This window comes from Alteromonas sp. KUL42 (assembly GCF_006538325.1).
GTDB lineage: Bacteria > Pseudomonadota > Gammaproteobacteria > Enterobacterales > Alteromonadaceae > Alteromonas.
The window spans coordinates 1-20,423 of sequence record NZ_BJKK01000010.1 but is presented as its reverse complement, the minus strand read 5'-3'; the positions used below and the strand labels follow the sequence as shown (position 1 = coordinate 20,423).

At 42.1% G+C, this 20,423-nt stretch carries 20 protein-coding genes; 3 read left to right on the top strand and 17 right to left on the bottom strand.

Annotation, left to right across the window (positions count from 1 at the left end; translation table 11 throughout):
- Nucleotides 1-88 precede the first annotated feature (88 nt).
- Nucleotides 89-994, top strand: a complete 906-nt coding sequence (locus tag EYR97_RS13800; RefSeq protein ID WP_131094251.1) for a TIGR03899 family protein — start codon at nt 89-91, stop codon at nt 992-994.
- 206 nt (nt 995-1,200) lie between these two features.
- On the opposite strand, the gene EYR97_RS13795 is transcribed toward EYR97_RS13800, so the two are convergent.
- The 12 genes from EYR97_RS13795 to EYR97_RS13740 form a co-directional block, all read right to left on the bottom strand.
- Nucleotides 1,201-1,956, bottom strand: coding sequence for a phosphoadenylyl-sulfate reductase (locus tag EYR97_RS13795; RefSeq protein WP_131094250.1), 756 nt, complete (start codon nt 1,954-1,956; stop codon nt 1,201-1,203).
- Nucleotides 1,946-3,667 carry an assimilatory sulfite reductase (NADPH) hemoprotein subunit gene (gene cysI / locus EYR97_RS13790; RefSeq protein WP_131094249.1) on the bottom strand — a complete coding sequence of 574 codons (1,722 nt, stop codon included), beginning with the start codon at nt 3,665-3,667 and terminating at the stop codon, nt 1,946-1,948. Before cysI ends, EYR97_RS13795 begins: the two co-directional genes overlap by 11 nt.
- The gene (locus EYR97_RS13785) at nt 3,667-5,490 is read right to left on the bottom strand and encodes an assimilatory sulfite reductase (NADPH) flavoprotein subunit (protein WP_131094248.1); all 1,824 of its coding nucleotides are present in this window, start codon (nt 5,488-5,490) and stop codon (nt 3,667-3,669) included. Before EYR97_RS13785 ends, cysI begins: the two co-directional genes overlap by 1 nt.
- A gap of 168 nt (nt 5,491-5,658) precedes the next feature.
- Complete coding sequence (locus EYR97_RS13780; protein ID WP_131094247.1) at nt 5,659-6,414, bottom strand: TIGR04219 family outer membrane beta-barrel protein; 756 nt, start codon at nt 6,412-6,414, stop codon at nt 5,659-5,661.
- 3 nt (nt 6,415-6,417) lie between these two features.
- Complete coding sequence (locus tag EYR97_RS13775; RefSeq protein WP_131094246.1) at nt 6,418-7,410, bottom strand: DUF2333 family protein; 993 nt, start codon at nt 7,408-7,410, stop codon at nt 6,418-6,420.
- Nucleotides 7,411-7,581: 171 nt separating this feature from the next.
- Nucleotides 7,582-7,944, bottom strand: coding sequence for a hypothetical protein (locus EYR97_RS13770; protein WP_131094245.1), 363 nt, complete (start codon nt 7,942-7,944; stop codon nt 7,582-7,584).
- Complete coding sequence (locus EYR97_RS13765; protein ID WP_131094244.1) at nt 7,944-8,144, bottom strand: PspC domain-containing protein; 201 nt, start codon at nt 8,142-8,144, stop codon at nt 7,944-7,946. Before EYR97_RS13765 ends, EYR97_RS13770 begins: the two co-directional genes overlap by 1 nt.
- A 78-nt stretch (nt 8,145-8,222) precedes the next feature.
- Complete coding sequence (gene pspA, locus EYR97_RS13760; RefSeq protein WP_131094243.1) at nt 8,223-8,891, bottom strand: phage shock protein PspA; 669 nt, start codon at nt 8,889-8,891, stop codon at nt 8,223-8,225.
- Between the two features lie 281 nt (nt 8,892-9,172).
- Nucleotides 9,173-10,405 carry an FG-GAP repeat protein gene (locus EYR97_RS13755; protein ID WP_131094242.1) on the bottom strand — a complete coding sequence of 411 codons (1,233 nt, stop codon included), beginning with the start codon at nt 10,403-10,405 and terminating at the stop codon, nt 9,173-9,175.
- A 185-nt stretch (nt 10,406-10,590) separates the two neighbouring features.
- The gene (locus tag EYR97_RS13750) at nt 10,591-10,878 is read right to left on the bottom strand and encodes a hypothetical protein (protein ID WP_131094241.1); all 288 of its coding nucleotides are present in this window, start codon (nt 10,876-10,878) and stop codon (nt 10,591-10,593) included.
- Nucleotides 10,879-11,069: 191 nt separating this feature from the next.
- The gene (dusA, locus tag EYR97_RS13745; protein WP_242635032.1) at nt 11,070-12,044 is read right to left on the bottom strand and encodes a tRNA dihydrouridine(20/20a) synthase DusA; all 975 of its coding nucleotides are present in this window, start codon (nt 12,042-12,044) and stop codon (nt 11,070-11,072) included.
- A gap of 197 nt (nt 12,045-12,241) precedes the next feature.
- Nucleotides 12,242-13,957: an alpha/beta fold hydrolase gene (locus tag EYR97_RS13740; RefSeq protein ID WP_165478045.1), complete on the bottom strand. Its 1,716-nt coding sequence runs from the start codon at nt 13,955-13,957 to the stop codon at nt 12,242-12,244.
- 282 nt (nt 13,958-14,239) lie between these two features.
- On the opposite strand from EYR97_RS13740, the gene EYR97_RS21905 reads away from it, so the two are divergent.
- Nucleotides 14,240-14,395: a hypothetical protein gene (locus EYR97_RS21905; RefSeq protein WP_165478044.1), complete on the top strand. Its 156-nt coding sequence runs from the start codon at nt 14,240-14,242 to the stop codon at nt 14,393-14,395.
- A gap of 11 nt (nt 14,396-14,406) precedes the next feature.
- Here EYR97_RS21905 and EYR97_RS13735 read toward each other — a convergent pair whose 3' ends face one another.
- The 5 genes from EYR97_RS13735 to EYR97_RS13715 form a co-directional block, all read right to left on the bottom strand.
- Complete coding sequence (locus tag EYR97_RS13735; RefSeq protein ID WP_131094238.1) at nt 14,407-15,636, bottom strand: AraC family transcriptional regulator; 1,230 nt, start codon at nt 15,634-15,636, stop codon at nt 14,407-14,409.
- Between the two features lie 184 nt (nt 15,637-15,820).
- A complete protein-coding gene (locus EYR97_RS13730; RefSeq protein WP_131094237.1) occupies nt 15,821-16,591 on the bottom strand; it encodes an ABC transporter substrate-binding protein in 771 nt (256 codons plus the stop codon).
- 45 nt (nt 16,592-16,636) lie between these two features.
- Nucleotides 16,637-17,038 (bottom strand): phosphate ABC transporter substrate-binding protein, encoded by a 402-nt coding sequence (locus EYR97_RS13725; protein ID WP_131094236.1) that lies wholly within the window; start codon nt 17,036-17,038, stop codon nt 16,637-16,639.
- 21 nt (nt 17,039-17,059) lie between these two features.
- The gene (locus EYR97_RS13720) at nt 17,060-18,256 is read right to left on the bottom strand and encodes a porin (protein WP_131094235.1); all 1,197 of its coding nucleotides are present in this window, start codon (nt 18,254-18,256) and stop codon (nt 17,060-17,062) included.
- A 23-nt stretch (nt 18,257-18,279) separates the two neighbouring features.
- On the bottom strand, nt 18,280-19,902 hold the full coding sequence (locus tag EYR97_RS13715; protein ID WP_131094234.1) for a methyl-accepting chemotaxis protein: 1,623 nt from the start codon (nt 19,900-19,902) through the stop codon (nt 18,280-18,282).
- Nucleotides 19,903-20,149: 247 nt separating this feature from the next.
- Between EYR97_RS13715 and EYR97_RS22045 the strand changes: the two genes are divergently transcribed.
- Nucleotides 20,150-20,423 (top strand): hypothetical protein (locus EYR97_RS22045; protein WP_207308059.1); only part of this gene is annotated, 274 nt, incomplete at its 3' end.

Genomic DNA, 20,423 nt, shown 5'->3' with positions numbered 1-20,423 from the left:
AAGGCAACGATTACATTGATAATTAGGTTACGCAATGCAATAGTGCTTCTATTGTATCGTTATTTTTATAATTAATTACAACATCCATATGAAGATTACGCCGCAGCATTTTTCACAAGAGGTTAGAAAAACCCAACCACCTCAAGAAAAATCGACATCACAAACCAACGATACCACGCCAGTTGAGCGCTCTCCTGTAAACAGCAAGGTCGATATGAGTCGCCAGCGCATGCTGTCTTGGTTTGCCCGTGTAGGCATAAGCCCTTCAATGCTCTCACCCGACCCCAAAAAGCAAAAACACGCTCTTGAACGAAGAAAGCAAATTTTGGAAACTCAGAAAGCGAGTAACCTTCAAGCCGTCTTAAATATAGCACTAAATGTAACAATCAACGAACAAACCAGTGAGAATCTCGACCCTGATTGGTTTTTTGCATTCAGTACCATGTCAGAAGAAATCTATAGCCGTCCAATGCAAGAATTATGGGGTAAAATTTTCGCTGTTGAGGTTGCACGACCAGGCAGTTTTTCATTGCGTACATTGCAACTGCTCAAAACATTAACCCATCGAGATGCAAAAATATTCGCAAAAGCCGTGAGCATTGCAAGCAAGCGCAACAACGACCCAGTGCCCCGAATACTTGTGGGCTATCACAAACGCAAAGGGTTGTTATCGTTCCTAAAAAAGCCCGTTCCTGAACAATTAAACCTTTCCACGGTAGGATTGAGTTACCCAGATTTACTTTCTCTTCAGGAAATGAAACTTATTTATGCCAGTGAAATAGAAAGTGGGGAATACAATGAGGGGCAAAAGGCTTCATTGCGATGTGTGAATGACAGTATAAACTTAACCTGCAGAGCACCCGGTGTGGCTTTGGTTTACTACAAATTCACGCCTGTAGGCAGCGAGCTTTATACCTTAGTAGGTAAAACGCCAAATGAGTCTTACATCACTGCCATAAGATCCATACTTGCTGAAGTGTTTGATGTCACCTAGAAGAGTTTAGGATGAGCTTGATACTCATTTAGTTATGACGCTTACGCCGGCAATTTAAAGATTGCTGAGTGGGTAATTATCTGTGCGGACTGGTATTAAGTGCCTAACTTGCTTTATTTAAGCACTGCGCTACCTAATTAGGAGCAAGGCAACAGCCTTGCCCATTAAGTACTCGCATGACAAGACTGGTGCCTGTTTAAGTGAATCTAGATTCCGTCACCGAATTCGTGTAACCCACATTCTCTTTTTAAGCCAAAGAAACGAGTATCTTGCTCACTCATACCTTCTTGCAATGACTGCGTAGTATGCCAATCGCCAATAGACACATAGCCTTGCTCCCACAAAGGGTGATAGTCAAGACCATTGTCTTTTAAGTAGTAATGCAAGTCTTTGTTACTCCAATCGATGATTGGATATAACTTAAATTGCTTACCCACTTTCTGCAGTACAGGTAGTTTCCCACGTGTATCAGACTGGCTTCTGCGTAGCCCCGCAAACCAAGTTCCGGCTTTAAGATCACTCAAAGCACGTTGCATGGGCTCTACTTTGTTCATTTTGTTGTACTGCTCAATACCCTCAATGCCTTTTTCCCACAAACGACCAAACCTCGCCTCTTGCCATGCTGATGACATATCAGCACGATAGACATGCAGGTTTAGTTTCAATTTATCAACTAGTTCGTCAATAAATTGATAGGTTTCTGGAAACAAATAGCCGGTATCGGTGAGCACAACCGGCATATCCGGTTGTGCTTGCGTCAACATGTGCAGCATCACTGCTGATTGGGCACCAAAGCTCGATGAAACAATGTGCGTATCAGGTAAATTCTCTAGCGCCCATGCCACCCGCTCTTGCGCTGTCATTTTCTCCAGCGTTTCATTGATATCAGCAAGCGCTTCCTTACTGATATCAAGTGAAAGAGTTTGCTGCTGTGATGCTGTACTGTTTACACTATGCGTCATAGAAATCTCGTGCAGAGTCGATTACTGGTTTAACAACACCAGCGCGAACCACAAAATCACCAAAAGCTTCACCCGCATTGCGCTCTTTGGCCCATTGGCCCAATAACACATCGAGTTCTGCCATGATTTCCTGTTCGCTGATATTTTCGCGATACATACGTGGAATACGTGTACCTTCTCTGTCGCCCCCTAAATGCAAGTTGTACTTACCAGGGCCTTTACCAACTAACCCTACTTCAGAGAGCATGGCGCGACCACAACCATTCGGACACCCTGTTACTCGGAAGATAACACTGTCTTGTTCAAGACCATGCTTCGCAAGTAACCCTTCAAGTTCGGTTACCGCATCAGGTAAATAACGTTCGGCTTCTGCCATTGCTAGCGGGCAAGTAGGCAGTGCTACACACGCCATAGAATCAAGACGTTGATTTGAAATTGCCGGAGCAATCAAGCCATGTTCTCGAGCAAGAGACTCTATAGCCGCTTTGTCTTCTGGTGCAACACCTGCAATGATAAGGTTTTGATTAGCCGTTAAGCGGAAGTCACCTTTGTGAATTTTTGCGATTTCTGCACAGCCAGTTTTAAGTGTCTTATTCGGGTAATCTAAAATACGGCCGTTCTCAATAAACACCGTTAAATGGTATTTTCCGTCAATACCTTCAACCCATCCAAAGCGGTCTCCGCGACCAGTAAATTCATAAGGTCTGCTTTCCTGGAATGTCACACCTGCACGCTTTTCAACTTCAGCTTTGAAGTTTTCAACACCAACGCGCTCTAATGTATATTTGGTTTTTGCGTTCTTGCGATTAACTCGGTTACCCCAATCACGCTGTGTAGTCACAACGGCAGCGGCAACATCTAATGTACTGGTCAAAGGAATAAAACCGAAGTCACTTGCTTTACGCGGGTACGTGCTCTTGTCGCCATGGGTCATGGCAAGACCACCACCTACCAATACGTTAAAACCAACCAACTGGCCATTTTCTGCAATCGCCACAAAGTTAAGGTCATTTGCATGCACGTCAACGTCATTTTGCGGCGGAATAACAACCGTTGTTTTAAATTTACGTGGCAAGTAGTTGTCACCCAAAATCGGTTCTACTGGCTTTTCGGTAGTTTCTACTTTCTCTCCGTCCAGCCAAATTTCAGCGTAAGCGCGAGTCTTAGGTAATAAGTGCTCGCTTATTTTCTTTGCCCACTCGAAGGCTTGAAGATGAAGTTCAGACTCAACAGGGTTAGAGGTACACAACACGTTGCGGTTAACGTCACCTGCTGTGGCAATGGAATCGATACCCACTTTATTGAGCATTTGATGCATCGACTTAATTTTCGGCTTCAACACACCGTGGAACTGGAAAGTTTGACGGGTTGTAAGACGAATACTGCCGTACAAGGTTTGTTCAGCGGCAAATTTGTCGATAGCGAGCCACTGGTCAGGCGTAATAACCCCACCAGGTAAACGTGCACGAAGCATAACGTTGTGCAATGGCTCTAGCTTTTGCTTAGCGCGATCAGCTCGAATATCGCGATCATCCTGCTGATACATACCGTGAAAACGAATAAGCTGAAAATTATCAGCCGTAAAGCCACCGGTAAGTTGGTCTTTTAAGTCGGCTTCGATGGTGCCGCGCAAATTATTACTTTCGCGCTTTAAACGTTCGTTGTCAGCCAGTTTGCCCTCAACGATAAATGGTGATTTTTCGTTACTCATTAATAGACATCCTTCTGATAACGCTTCGCTTTACGTAACTCTACAACATAGGCTTTCGCATCGGCTTCAGATTTACCACCGTGCTCTTGAACAATAGTAATAAGGGCATTTTCTACATCTTTAGCCATGTGCATTGCATCACCACACACGTAGAAATGCGCGCCCTGTTCAAGCCATTCGTACACCTCTTTGCCATTTTCCAACAAGCGGTGTTGAACGTAGATTTTTTCTTCTTGGTCACGAGAGAACGCAAGCGTAATTTTGTCTAATAAGCCTTCTTTCACGTACCCTTGCCACTCAACCTGATACAAGAAATCTTGCGTAAAGTGCGGGTTACCAAAGAACAACCAGTTTTTACCTTCAGCACCTTGCGCATCGCGTTCTTGCATGAATGCTCTAAATGGCGCAATGCCTGTACCTGGACCAACCATGATAACTGGCGTATTTGGGTCGGTAGGCAAACGGAAGTTATCGTTGTTTTCTACAAACACCTCTACTTCACCGTTTTCCTCTAAGTATTCACAAAGGAACCCAGATGCACCGCCCTGATGACGATGACCAAAAGCTTCATAGTCAACATGTGCAACAGTGAGATGAACTTCCTCTTCCACTTCAGCTTGGCTTGATGCAATAGAGTATAAACGCGGCGTTAATGGACGAAGTGCATCAACCAACTGTTGAGCAGATAGCGTCCCTGGATGGTCGCGAACAATATCAATAATCTGACGCTCAGCCATATATGTACGTAGCTGTGCTTTGTCTTCCATCAATGCAGCAAGGCTTTCTGAACCTGTTGCTGCTTGGTATGACTTGATGAAGTTAGGATAGCTAAGCGTAAGCTCTAATTTAGAGGTTAACGCTTCAACAAGTGTAGTTGTAGTATCAGCTACGATAACCTCTGTATCGCCATCAAGTGACAACAAACCAAGTAGTTCAGACACCAAAGTGGCAGCATTCTTAAACCATACTCCTAAGGCATCACCGGGTTGATAAGTAATGCCAGAATCTTCAAGGCTGATTTCAATATGGCGAATATCTTTTACTGAATCACGGCCTGTGATTTTTTGAGAATCGATTAACACTGCCTTAAAAGGCGCTTTTTTGGTGTACGTTTGTGAAGCAACACCTTGCACCGCAACGCCGGCTTGTACTGCTACCGCTGGGGCTTGCGCTGCGCTGAAGTCATCTTTTAACGCTTCAATAAGCTTGGCAAGCCACGCTTCGGCCTCTGCTTCATAGTCAACATCACAATCTAAACGCTCAACAATGGACTTACCGCCAATTTTGCCCAAGCGCTCGTCAAAGTCTTTACCGGTTTGGCAGAAAAACTCATAGCTACTATCGCCTAAGCCCAGTACAGCATACTTAGTATTGGCAAGCTTCGGTGCTTTTTTGCCGCCCAAGAATTCATGCAATTCAATGGCATCATCTGGCGCATCACCTTCACCATGGGTACTTACAAACACCGCTACGTGGGTCTCCCCTTTCAAGTTGCGAGGTTTGTAGTCGGCCATACTCACTAACTTACTGCTATAACCAGCAGCTTCAGCTTTCGCTTGGCACTGTGCAGCAATACCTTTGGCGTTACCTGTTTGTGAGCCGTAAAGAATGGTTAGGGTTGGCGCATCACCGGCTGGTGCAGTTGCGCTTTGTATAACGGGAGCAATCGCACCACCTTGAGCAGCCGCCATTCCCGCTGCATAACCACTTACCCAGGTAAGTTGATCACGGTTTAAGCCTGCAATAGCTTGTGTGATTGCATTCCATTGTTGTTCGTTTAATACCGCGCCTGGCGCTGAATTAGAATTAGAATCTTGTGACATAGTCTTTTAGCCTTTTATCAATGACGCTAAGGCTAACGACTTTCTTCAAGAAGAGAAAAGAATAAATGAAACTTTTTTATTACGTAAAGTGCTTAAAAGCGACATTGAAATAAAAAAACGGCGTTAAAGGAAGCCCCTAACGCCTTATTAAATTTTGTAGCAAATGGCTTAAAAGTGCAGTTCTAGGCCTGCAAAAACACCATCGAACTCCATATCGGCATACACATCATCGAGATCTTCAATGTCGACGGTTACGTTTCGGTAACCTAATTGCAGTGTCATATCTAGTGCGATGCTTTCTATAAAAGAATATTGAAGGGCGACCTGATAATCGCTGAGCTCATGATCATCAAAAGAGAGATAGCTTCCTTCAAAGTAAGCAGATAAACCGGTAAAGGGTAACCCGAGCTGTACTTTTGAGTACGCCATAGGAACAACACCAGAAAATTCAGTGGCCCCTGAAGTATTACTCGCCCTATCCACAACAAAAAGATCGCCATCGATGTACTTAGCGTTTATCCCTAAATCAAAGCTCACTAGGTCGTTATCAAACAACTCGTAATAAAGGATAAAATCGGTAGCGCTTATTTCAACATCCGTACTTACCGTACTGTTTGCAGTATAAAGCTGACCGTCAAATGTCAGATTCGAGCTCAACACCGTAGAGCCTGAATTATCGAGTGATGTGTGATTTATCTTTACGTTTGGAATGAAAGGCAACGGGTGTTCTAAGGCAACATATAACGCCGTGTTAGTTTCATCGTCAAAGTTAAAATCAGCGGTATTGCTAGTATCGGCAAAGCCACCCGAGGTGTCTGTTTGCCACATTTGAGCACCGACATATACGCCGGCAATGGTATCTGCGTAAGACGCTTGCGATAGCATTGCACAACCTAATGCAGCAACAAGAAGACCTTTTTTCATTCATTATCCTTGATTAAGCAGTTCTGATAGTTCAATTAAAGCGGCATTTGCCCTGGAAATATAGTTTGCCATGACCAATGAGTGATTGGCCAGCAAGCCAAAGCCGCTACCATTTAAGATCATAGGGCTATATACGGTTTGCTGAGTAGCCTCAAGCTCTCTAATAATTTGCTGCAAACTAACCAGAGCATTTTTATCTTCCAGTACATCATAAAATTCAATTTCAACGGCTTTTAAGAAGTGTAACAATGCCCACGTTGCACCGCGTGCTTCATAAAAGTTGTCGTCTAATTTCCACCAACTCGTTTGGACCACACGCTGGCTAGCGACAGGTGAAGATTGGCGAGCATTAGCATCACCAGCCAAGTCGGTATTCACTCGCGCTGATCCTACGCTGGCACTGAGTCTTTGTGAATAGCTACCCAAACGTTTTTCGACCTGTTTCAACCATTCGCGTAAATTATCAGCACGGGTATAAAATTGACTGTCTGATTGACGGGTGTTGGCCAATTCATCGCGGTACTGCTTAAGTAATGCAATGCCATCGGCATAGCTTGACTCAGATGAAGGCAACGTCCAGCTCTTGTGATCCATATTGAATTTAGGATGTGCTTTGGTAAGGAATGAATTCTCTACTGATTGAGACTGGGAGCGACTGAAGTCTTTGCGCATAGATAAAGCTAAATCGCGGATCATTTCCAACGCGCCAAACTCCCACGCAGGCATGTTATCTAGAAATACACTTGGAGGAATGACATCATTAGAAAGGTAACCACCGGGTTTATTAAGAAGGGTTTCCGACACATCAATCATGGTGGTAGTGAGTGTATATCCAGCGACTCGCGTTGGATTTTCTATTGATGCACTTTGCTCAACGCGCTGTCGCACGTCGTATGCATCAGGCGACAGACTCCAGTACCAGCCGATTAGCCAAAAAATTACAACGATTGCTAACGAACCGCTTACTATCCATTTTGCGTTAATTGATTGTCTCATATAACACCAACCTTCCTTATAATGACATATAGCCGGCCAGGGCCAGCTATATGTACTGCTTAACTTTCTTTAATTTCTTAAATTTGCGTGTGGATTACAATTTTCATTGATAGTCGTGCATATAACATCATTATTTGATAACTAAACACAACTTAAATTCATTTATAATTCCTATAATGATTGATGCATGTTACCGTCATTTTGACGCTTATACCGTACAGAACTTCTATTTTTCAACGCATATAGTGCGATTACAATAAGGATGATAGGCCAAAATGCACTTACGCCAACAGCAAGCAATGCTAAAAACCCAGCACCCAATGCTAAAAGGATAGTCCCCAACACACTAACTGCAACCACAAAACCAACAATTGCCAAAACAACGCCTATCAATGTAAGTACCGCCACATTTTCCCAAGGACTTAGCAACTCGTCAGACATAACCAAGTGCATTCCTAACCAATCATCAACCAAGGTTCCCATGCAGTTCACCACAATAATGGCAATAACCACAGCGAGTAGAAAATTTTTCATTACACCATCCTCGGTAAAAGAATAACGGCGGCTATGTAAGCAACAATGGTAATAGGTGTAGCAACGAACAAACTTACAACCGCCGCAGCACGAACCCAAACCGCATCGATATCAAAGTAGCGTGCTACGCCTGCACAAACACCTGAGATAACGCCTGAATCTAAATCTCTATACATACGTTTTTGTGATGGTATTTTCATGTTCTTCTCCAAAATTCTTTACTTTGCTCTTTGCGATTTTCGTTCGACTTTACGTCGGTTTAGTAAGAAGAGAGTTGCCTAAGCAACCTTCTTCTTTTTAAGTTCAGCCAGTTCTTTCTCGATTGCTTCATCTGCTTCCATGACATCAAACTGTGCTTGTAATGATGCAGCATCACTCGACTTGGTTAGATCGTAGGCATCAACTTGCGCTTCTAGATAGTCGATACGCTGCTCGTAATTTTCAAAACGTGTCATCGCATCATCAATTTTGCTTTCATGGTTGGCTTGCTTCACTTTCAAGCGGGTTTGCGCTGAGTTTCTGCGCTGAACCAAGGTTTTTTGCTTTGCTTTGGCCTCAGCAAGTTTGCTGTTTAAGCGCGATGTATCTTCCTGAATCTTCTCAATAGTTTCTGTTAAGTGCGCTTGCTGTTCTTCCAGTGAGGTCAACTTCGCAACATACTTTTGCTTTTCAATCAGCGCAGCCTTTGCCAATGCTTCCTTATCGTTATTCATCGCAAGCTGCGCTTTGTCTTGCCAGCCATTAATTTGCTTTGTTGCCCCGTCCATTTGACGTGTTAGCGTTTTTTGCTGCGCAATATAACGTGCGGCATCAGTGCGAACTTCAACCAATGTTTCTTCCATTTCCTGAATAATCAGACGAATGATTTTTTCTGGATCCTCAGCTTTATCTAACATTGCGTTGATGTTTGCCTGAACAATATCGTTAATACGCGAAAACATACCCATGATTATTTCTCCGTTAAGAATGTTGTTTGGTTTCCAGCCCTGTATCACATTGTGTGTTGTTCGCTGGATTCCTCATTACTATTACAATCGGCATGCCAGAAAATTAAAGCATTGATTTCATTAGATTATTTAACATAAAGGTGAACTAAAGAGGAAGTACAGAGAAAGAGAAAAACCAATCATTGGTCATATTGACCACAACATTTAGTTTTTTGACCAACACGAAAACGGGGAGAACTCGACACCAAGTTTGATGCCGATTTTGATATTTATAACGCTATCTAATTTTTGTCAGATAAATCTATCACGTATGCTGCACCGGAAGTTTCGCCATTGTCATCGCGATGAGGGGCCGCAATAATGGCCGTACTATTTGATAATGAGACGTTCCAACCAAATCTGTCTTCTGATAACCCATCTATCGCAAGTATCTTTCGCTCAAGACGCCATCGTTTATGTTGCTTTTTGAAAACGTAGGCGGCACCCGCATCACTATCTTTAGCATCATGGTGCATTGCACTGATTATTGCAGTGTCATTGCTTAGCGCCACGCCACGCCCAAATCTATCATCTGCATTACCGTCCGGCGCAATGAGCTTTTGAGTTTGTTCCCATGTATTATTTGAACGCTCGAAAATATATGCTGATCCCGCGTCAACACCAACTCCTTCTATGTCATCCCTTCGTGCAGAGATTAATGCGGTATCACCGTGTAGGGCGACTCTTACGCCAAATATATCAGTCTTAGCACCGTCGCTCGCCATGAGCTTAGCCTGTTGACTCCACTGACTTCCATTGAATGAAAAAACGTAAACAGCGCCTGCATTTTCTGCTTTTTCATCATTTAAATCGGCACCAACTAGAATGGTATTGCCATCTACAGCTACACTAATTCCAAACAAGTCACCCGCCATGCCATCATCTGCTGTTAGTTTGCTTTGAAACTGCCAACTATCTTGACTTCGTGAATAGACGTACACAGCCCCGGTGTCTTCGAGAGGACTATCGCTGCGGGGAGCACCAATAACGAGGAATTGCTCAGTTAGGCCAATACTCTGACCAAAGGCATCCCCTTTCTTTGCATCTGTTGCCGTTAAAATTTGCTGCTGAGACCAATTAGATTCTTCATATTCAAATGCAACCACAGCCCCTGCATCTTCTGCTGCATCATCTCGATTTCTAATACCGAGTATGGCAATGCGGTTTTTAAGTGCTACTTTACCGCCAAGCGTGTCATTAGAAAAAGCAGGAGTTACACTTAGTTTTGCCTGTTGTTGCCAGCCTGATCCTACTTTGGTGTAGACATATGCCGCACCAGCATCCTCATGTAGGTTTATATCAGCTTTGTACGCCCCTACCAGTGCGGTAGTGCCATCAACAGCGACACTATACCCAAAGTAGTCCTCTGTCTTACCGTCACTTGGTAACAGTTTTTGCTGTTTAGCAGAGCTTGTGAAAGTGGTTATGAGGGTAAGGCTTAGTAAAACCTTTAGACAAATAGCGCGTTTTATCATTGTTTTATACATTCAGGGTTTATACACGGGAGTGAATGTTATTTACGCTATGGTGCGAAAAAGTGTTAAGCAATACTTAATCGATGAAACTGAAAATGTCTGAGATATAAAAAAAGCGCCTAAATGGGCGCTCTCTTCATTATATTCAACTTTTCAGCCGCTATTAATAAGCGTCTAGTCAGTGTTTAATCAGCATCGACTTGGCTTAATTCTTCTGTACCATCAGTACTTACCACCAAATCCGTAACACTTACGCGTCCAGCATCAATGTTTTTCTTTCCATCTAGTTCGAAGTGGTAAGATGTATTTGCAACTGATTGATAAACATCGGCGCTGATTTCATTCGCTGTCACCGTAACCATACTAGTTACCATGTCAGTTAGTAAAGATTGAAGCACTGACTCTTGCGCGCTCGCTGCGCCGCTCATCATGCTTGCTGAAAGTAAAGTCGCTGCAATTAGTGAAGTTTTCATAATATCCCTCGGAGTTAGTCAGTACAACAACACACCGTCGTTGTGATACTTACGTTATTGCGAGAGCTGTGCCAAGTTAGAAAAAACAACTTAAACCACTAATTTAAAACAACTTTTAAAAATCCTCACCCAAATCTTACTTATAAAACAGATTGAACAAATATTAAACTTTAGTCAAAAACACCACTACGTTAGTCTTTTTGACCATTGTAGTCATCAACCTCTTTCTGCGCTTTCTCAACTGCATCCAATGCATTCATTAACAGATCAGGATCGGGGGATTTTCCCGTACCATTCTGACTTAGATACCGGCGCCAAATTCGACCTCCAGCCTGACCTTGATAAAGCCCCAACATGTGTCGAGCTGCATGCCATGGTTTAAAGTAAGGTGAGTCTTGACGAGCAATATATTCTTGCATCTTAACGACGATGTCGCGACGATGCATTACATCGCTGTTGTCATCGCCAAAAATCAGCGCATCCACATTCGCCATTATGTATGGGTTTGAGTACACTTCTCGGCCCATCATTACACCATCAAGTAACTCAAGCTGCTCAAGGCTTTCATCAAGCGTTTTTATACCGCCGTTAATACTAATTGAAAGCTCTGGTCGCGCGGCTTTAAGGCGGTGAACCCTTGGGTAATTCAACGGGGGAATTTCCCTATTTTCTTTAGGGCTTAACCCTTTCAACCACGCTTTTCGCGCATGCACAATAAAGGTGTTACATCCCGCATTTGCAACCACATCAATAAATTGTGCAAAGTCTTCATCTTCATCCATGTCGTCAATGCCGATACGGCACTTTACCGTTACAGGAATGTCAACTTCAGCCTGCATGGCAGCAACACACTGTGCAACCACATCGGGCTGTGCCATCAAGCACGCGCCAAAACTGCCATTTTTTACCCTGTCACTTGGGCAACCAACATTGATATTTACTTCGTCATAACCACGCTCTTGTGCCAATACAGCACAACGTGTCATATCACTTGGGTCGCTTCCTCCTAATTGCAGCGCAACAGGGTGTTCTTCTTGGTTGTAACCAAGGTAGTCGCCCTTCCCATAAATAATAGCGCCAGTGGTGACCATTTCCGTATACAGCAGGGTATGTTTTGACATTAAACGCAAAAAATATCTGCAATGACGATCGGTCCAATCGAGCATTGGAGCGACAGAGAAGCGGCGATTTAAGGGAGTGATAGACACAGGCAAACCTTTATAACTCATAGATGAAAGCGTTGGCGCGAAAACCAGTTACACCGTGTTTCCACGCGCGGCGCGTATAGTACCTATGTTCAATAAAAAACAATCTTCCTTCACAGAATTTAGCCTAGTACACACTTCACGAACTTACTCCCCCACTACTGAGTGGTCGTCTGGATGCTCGTCTGATTGGTAGTGTAAGTGGTTGTGTAAGCTGTCGTCTGTTCTGCCATTTTTACTATTTGTGATGCTATAAGTTCAGGGTTTCGCTTGTGAATGTTGTGCGAATCGGTGTCAACAATATATTGCTTCTGATGCTCACTGTCTTCAACAAGCTGTTTGTGTAGTGCTAGCCACACTGGTCTTCCCTCTTTGGTTTCGGTAATTGAAAAGGGGTGTTCACTTGGGTTACCAGCAGAAAACACTGCCGTTGGAATGGCAGCAGGAATCGATTTTACCGAAGCAGAAGCGTCGTCCATTTGTTCAATAATTAGTGCATATTGCGCGGCTAAGTGCGGTGGCATGTGACCTAAAATCATCTCATCTTCTTTTTTTACACCTTCTGCATCTAGCTGCATAAAATGTTTGCGCTGGGCGAAGGTTGCCGGCTCAACCATTACCATACCCTTGATCTCATCAGGATAGCTTTCAGCGTAACGAGCAGCAATCATACCGCTATAAGAATGGGTTACATATAAAATAGGCTCGTCAATCGACAATGCAGTAAGTAAAGCCCTTAAATCAGATAAATGCTCTTCAACCGTTCTCGCTTTAGCTAGCTCTGGCGGGGCAGTGAGCTCGGTGCGCGTATAAGCAATAGTGCGAATATTCATAGGTAGTAGGTCAATAACGTACTGCCATACTGAATGTTTTGTGCCAAAGCCAGCATCGAATACCACAACGTTACTTCCTATTCCTTCATCCTCATACATCAACTCAACGTTATTCACGTTTATGCGGGCTGTTTTCGCATTCACACCTGACTGACGAAAAAGGGCATCGGCATCTTCCATACGTAATAGTGTGCTAATAGCCACCATTTTGTCTTCGGCGCTGTTGTAATAATGCTCTGCTATTTGACTGCCCATCCAATATCCCATATCAGCTGGTTGTTCATTGGCGGACGGCGCATAAAGCCACGTTCCGTAGCCCTTATTATGTTGCTGTTCAATAAAAGCTTTCCATAATTGAACGGCATGATGCTCTCCCCACGTTTTACGCGGTTGCTGTAACAAAGAGGGTTTATCTAGATACATTGACGAGATGAAATCAGCAGTGCCTTCAATCAACGACATTTCGAGTAAATTGAAAACAAAACTGGTTCTTTTTGTTGATTGATATTGTGCGACATGCACCATCTCATGCGCGATATATTCTAATAATAGTACTTTTGCCTGTTCAAGGTTATGAGCTTGTTGACAGAGGGTTTCAAGCGCAAGAATAATACCGCTGGGCGACGCTGTTGCAGCAATATTATTTGCTCCAAGCACTATGCTAATTGTCTCGGCAGGCTTGGTGTCAGTACCCGAAGCTACTTTAGCCACCATAGCTTTCGCTTCAACTTCAATGGCTTTAGCGGCAGGAAGACAGACATCAACGGCATGCGTGTAGTTTTGCGGTGCTTGGCTAATAGATGCGTGCATTTTTTCAGCTGACTGAATACTGCTCATGATACTTTTAACGCCAACACCTGCGTTCGCTAAGTAATTATCTTGAAGTGCTTCTACGCTAACAGGGATATCTGAATTCAATAGCTGAGCAAAGCGCTCTGCGTCACCAATGTCAAATGTAGTGGCACCTGCAAGTTGGCTACCACACAGTAGTCCGCCAAACATAGCCATTAGTTTTAAAAAACGATTGCGATGACTTCCCATATTCATTCCTCTTAATTGAATACCGCTTAATGCTTTTAAACACTGCGACGTTAGCCGACTTATCTTTTGGGATGACCAACTAAACAAACGCACTTAAACTTGGCTTCAAGGGTACAAATATGCAGAGAAATAGCGTCCAGATTGATAAGTTAGGACGTACGAATAGCTTCATTAACTGCATTTAGCTGAAATTGAAAGGCATGTTGCTGGTATTTATTACCACTATGATATGGAATAGAGGCGATGCTATCGGTTTAGGCCAAGTTACGGGAAGTGAAAAGCGTGAATAACCATTTAGAAATTAAGCAAGGACACTATGACTTGCCACTTTCTCACTATTTCCGCAAACAAGATATGCTGAATAGACTTTGGCAACTGCGGAAACACACCCCAAATGGTTACTATTTAAAGCGCGGGCATCAGGCGACAACCTTGTAAGCTGGTTATTATTAAACTGCCAAAAGCATAGATGATCTAAACTGAGTTGGCGTTTGACCTGTTATTTTTTTAAATACGGCATTGAACGCGCTTTTTGAAGAAAAACCACTGTCCATTGCCAAGTCTAACAATTTTGCATCAGGGCTTTCTTCTAACTGTTTACAAAACCAGTTTACGCGGTAGGCATTCACATATTGATAAAAGTTCTGCCCTGAAATGGTGTTGATAGCCTCTGAAACGTAATGTTTCCCAAGCCCTAATTGTTCACTCAGTGATGTCAGACTTAGTTGGCTATCGAGATAGGGTTGCTGCTCTTGCATATAACTATCGATAGCGCTAAACACCTCGTTAATAGTGCTGCTTGGTAATTCAGATTGCTCTTCTAGAGCAACTTCTTCAGCTTCACTCATGTCACTTTCACTATTAATAGAGCAATTAACATCAGGTTTTTCGCTAGTTCTATCTTTAGAGTGATGACTTGTGGGATGATTATTTACTGTATGGGCGTCTGAAGTTTTGGTGTTTAAACCTTGCGTATTTTGCACAATAAAAAAGTGAGGCTCTTTCAAATGCAGCGCCCCCAAAAAGCACAAGAACAGTGTAAAAAGGATATCGCTGGCCAATGCGAGAAAATAAACGCCACTGTAAAAAGCCGACAAAATCTCAAGCAACCAGAGCAACACGTTAACGGCAATGATAACGGTTAGACCTTGAAATACAGCCGGCTGAAAATTGGATAACTCATCTTCCGTTTGCTGCTTATAGCGAGCGATGAGCCCAAAACTTTTGGAGAAATAATAAAATGCCTGTCCATACAAAAACACCATGGCAATGAGATGCTGAATATCAAACTCTACACCGTTGTCACGAAAATCAGCTAATTGCACTTCCGACATAAATGCGTAATCGGCATTAAGAAGCAAACAAACTAGTAGAGGAACGAATTTTATTATGTCGCGTTTAGATAAACCTTTACTTCGGATAGATAATGCAAGATACAAATACATTAATGCACCAAAAGAAGCTGGTAGCCAAAGTGCAATAATGTGAAAAGCGCTTAACACACTAGAGGGTGAATTAATAAAAACAAGTGGGCTAACGGCATACACTGACCAGGCAAATAGCCATATTGCCAACACTTTACCCGCAGGGTTTAACTTGCCTGAAACACACAAAATCAGGCACATTAGCAGTGCATTAAATGCACCTATGGCATGAAAATATTGAAGTAAAACGCCCACTACACCCTCACTGCATTCTTATCCGTTCTTGTAATTTAGTAATTTTGTGAGTTAAAGCGTTAAGAGTTTACTTTTTTTGAAAGGCGTATTGTAGTTAATAAGTACCAAGTATTTCGTTACGATTTGTAAACTAAAAAGAAATCTACAACGTTGCTAATTCAATTCTTGCAACCTTATCTAAAGGTTACTTTTCTTGTTTTGGCGTTTGAGCTTTAACATTGAGAAACTTTACGAATAGCTTATCGATGAAACCCTCTTCCAATAATTGATTTAAGTGTTTATTAAATTGCTCCTCAAATAGTTTCAAATGGGGCGATTGCTTCGAAAGTACGAATTTCACTTTTCTTTCCAGCATCCGTTCAGAAATCTTTATTTCATCAAAAATATCATTTTCTCTCGCATAGTTAAAAAATGAAATTTCTTCAGCTAATACACCATCTATACGTTTCAGTTTAAGTAAGCGAACCATTTGAAGCTCTGATTCCAAGAGAACTAATGGCTTTAAACAAACGCTATTTTGCCACCTTCCTGTGGAGGCTAAGATACTAAACTTACTCATCATATCCAAATTTTCACTGTGAAGCGGTGTGCTATCCCAAGAAATTAAACTGAAATTTCCAATGTACATTTCGTCAGAGAGCCATACACCGTCTGAAAAATCATCCTCAACTTCTAACGTACTCAAGGCTCCGTCAAAGTTTCCAGTTTGAAGAAGCCTCGCTACCCTTTTTCTCGGAGCTACATGAATGTTGAAGTCTAAGTTCATCCTCTTAAAAATTTCACGAATGATCTCTACATTTATGCCTGAAAAAGAACCATCAGGTTTTTCAAAAACATAAGGGGACATATCTGCCCCAGTTAACAAAGACAACCTTGACAATGAAGCTTCTTCATTTGCCGCGACGCTTCCTAGCGAAGCTGTCAACAGCAAAGCAAAAATAGAATATACTTTCATAGTATTGATACGCGGGCAGAGAGCCCTACCACCCGCAACATCTCATTAAAACTCAGCGACTACTTTAACGCCGCCAGGGCTTTTCCCCGACACAAAACCTATTGCGTTAGGGTCCGAAGCAACCATTTCAAGTAGCTGTTGTTCACTGTCGACAGCGACAGGAGGCTCCCCTTGCCCTGTAAATATTAACCTCGCCCAATAAGATTTAAGTTGAGCGGGTGTTTTATTAAGCACTGAATCAACAAAGTTGAGTGTGACTTCATTTTCTTCGCCCAAACTGACCGGTTTAATGGTTTCGCCATTTTCGAACTCTAGTTTTTTACCAAGGAAAATATCAGCAATATCACTTTTGGTCAGAACTGCAGTATTACTTGGATGAACGATAACACTTAGCGCCTGACTACCAAATGACAGCAACATAAGTCCAATTACTGTTGTAAGTCTCAAAAAAGTAAACATCCTAACCTCTTAAAAAACAAAATCTAAACCAAATGAAGCGATAGAGTACTTGCCATCCACGTGCGTCTTATCTTCACCTTCAAAATAATCAAATTTCAACGCCGCACTGGGGTGAAAGTCGTAACGTAAAGAAACACCAATACCGTCGATGGTATTTTTAGCGAATACATCGTGAAATCCACGGGCAACTGCGTTTAAAATAGGGTGTTGAATTGATTCAGTTTGAGAGTAGTTAGTTATATGTTGTTGCTGCTCACGTCGAAATAAGACAACATAGTCACTAAATCGATATCCAACAGAGAGGTACCACGCTCGAATCTCAGTAAGCAAGGTATTGTCGACATCGTATTTCGCATATTCAAAGCTACTTAAGAAATTGTTGTAGTCAATGTCATATCCCGCATACCAATATTCTGCATCTTTTCCCTGATATTCAACCAGAGTAGCTAATTGCTCCACTTGTTCTGGAGTGGCTCCATTTTCAAGCGCCACTTGACTACCGGGTACAATTAATGAGCGGAAAAATTCATTCAGTGAACCATCTGTAAATTCACCTACAAAGCCTCCAGCAAAAACTTTCCACCAATCTTTGGATACCTCAAGGCGACCTAAAAAGATATCATCTAGTCCTATTGACTCATCAACCCCCGTAGAAGCAACGGTGATATCACCGTCCCAATTTCCATACAACCACTTGGTTGAAATATTGTATCCATGGACACGGTGATTGGTGTCAAGAGAGATCCCTTCAACAGTGTTAAAGTCGAAGCCAAAATAAACCGACTTTGGTAAACGCCCAAAGTTGTGCGCATAACCAACAATTTCATATTCAGATTGGTAGAATATGGGGTTAGCAAATTTCCCAACACTAACTTGGTAGTGATTATCAAATTTATAAGATATATATGCCCAACGGGCTTCTACATCAAAATCTTCCGTTCCATCAGCAGTAAACTGAATGGTGGCACTTAAACCATCACCCAAGTCAGCTTTTGCTTGTAAACCAAATATACTTTCATCTTTGAAAGAAAGTTCTCCATCTTCAGGTAAATTAGCAAATGGGCGTTGTATTGAGTCGGTATCGACATAGGTTCCACGAACCGAGCCAAACCCATTAAATTTGATCTCCGCTTGAGCTACCGACGCGAACATTAAACAACAAGATGCAAGCACTTTGTACTTGGTCTTGACCGCATGTCTTTTCATTACGAGTTCCTTTAAATTAAAATTTAAACACTAAATTGGGAGGTAATTTTTGTAAGTTCATCAGAAAGTTGAGCTAATTTGGCACTCACTGAGGCAAGTTCATCTGAAGATTTTTCATTCTCAAAAGCAGACGAGATAACTTCATCGATGACGCTAGAGAAACTTTCTGTCATTTCAACCTGATTACTCGTTGATGACGCTATTTCGTAGGCAAGAGCCGTGACTTGAACAATGTCAGCAACAACGTTTTCCAGTGATGCATTTGCACTTTCAATCTCAGAGAAACTTTCCTCAGCCTTGGATTTAGAACCGTCTAAACTAGTAGAAACAACCCTAGTGCGGCTTTGAAGCTTTTCGATCATTTTATGAATATCAGTAGCAGAGCTTTGCGTTTTGATAGCAAGATCCCTTACTTCGTCTGCTACTACAGCAAAACCTCTTCCAGCTTCACCAGCGCGTGCAGCTTCAATTGCAGCATTAAGAGATAGTAGGTTAGTTCGAGAGGCAATGTTTTGAATGACATTCAAGGCATCTGTAACTTGATTGACATCAATTAAAAGTGCCTCCATTTCTGTAACTGCATCTGCTGCTGCATCACGAAGTGACTTAATTGACAAAACAGTGTGAGAAAACAGTGCTCTACTTTCATTAACTCTATTATTACTACTATCTGCCAGTTCCTTAGCTTCATTGGACTTGCTTGATATAAGATGTGATTCCTGCAATATACCTTCAATGTTCTGCCTAGCGCGCTTAGCATTTGATGACTGAACATTAGAAATTGCGTGCGATTCTTCCGCCGCAGAAGAAACATTGAATGCATGGCCAGTCAAACCACCAGAAAGACTTACCACGCTTGAAAATGCTTGGCTTAGTTCGGCCATAAAACCATTAAACGCGTGAGACAACTGACGAATATCGTCTAAGCCACTTTCAGGTAACCGGACCGACAAGTCACCATTACCCGTTTTGAATGTATCTAGCGAACTAGTAAGTTGTGAAATTGACTTTGATAAACTTCGCTGCACAGGAACAGCAACTAAAACGGCCAAAAGTATACTTAAAAAACCAATTGAAACACCGATAATTATGACCCTGCTGCTACCATTTTTGGCAGTTTCAATATTGCTTGCAAGCCTAGCTACAGAATCTTCTTTAAACTCCGTAAATTGCCTGCTTACTTCTTCAAGCAAAGCATTCATCTTTTCGCGATCTTGAGCAGAAGGAACATAGCTCGCTGCGCCATTTCCCGTTAAAGCCGTAGAAATGCGACTTGCTAATTCGAAGTACTCTTGTAGCGGTGTATTTTCAACGGTGTACTTCTTTTCACTTTTGGAAATAATATCGACAAGAGTTTTATTAACCATTTCCAACTCTTTGTAGGCAAGCGCTGCCTTGTCAATAAACTCCGTGTCTCCGGTAACTACAGCGGTAAGAAGATCGTCAGAAATTTTGTTTAACAAAAGAATACGATTTTCTGAAATACGTTGTATTGGATAGTCAGTTTTAGCTAACTCATCCAACAATTTCACCGTTGCAGAGCCATTAATAAGAACTGAAAGTTGAAAGATACTAAAACACACTATACCAATAGCAGTTATCGCGTATATTCGCACTGCTATTGTGTTTACATTCAAGGGAAACATTTTACTACTTTACTACCAATTTCAACGACCAAAGCTTAAGTTAGCGTCGAACAAAATAGTAAATATTACTTTTCGTACAAAGTTCTGTGCACTTAGTACAAAAATGAAATTAACAGTTGGCGAATAAGGTCTTAGAGTTGAATATACCTTTGCGTAATTAAACAAAAACTACTAGAGCTAAGTCCTCATTTCGTTGCACACGCTAAATATAATAGATTACTAATATAAGAAAGGCACTATTCATAAAATGACAAGATTTTTTGTTTTACTCTGTACACTATTATCGCAGATTAACTTAGCAAACTCTGAAAGCTTTAGTTCACTCGAAAGGTCCGTAGTCTTTGAAGCGCTTAAAATTGATGGAACACTGTACTCGGAAACACTAGTATTTGATAAGAATAATACGTTATGGATTGGCACTCAAAATGGTGTTACTAATTTTGATGGTTTCTCTAGTGAGCGCTACCTTTCTTTCAAAGAAGATTTAAAAGTTACTGATAATTACATATTAAATTTATTCT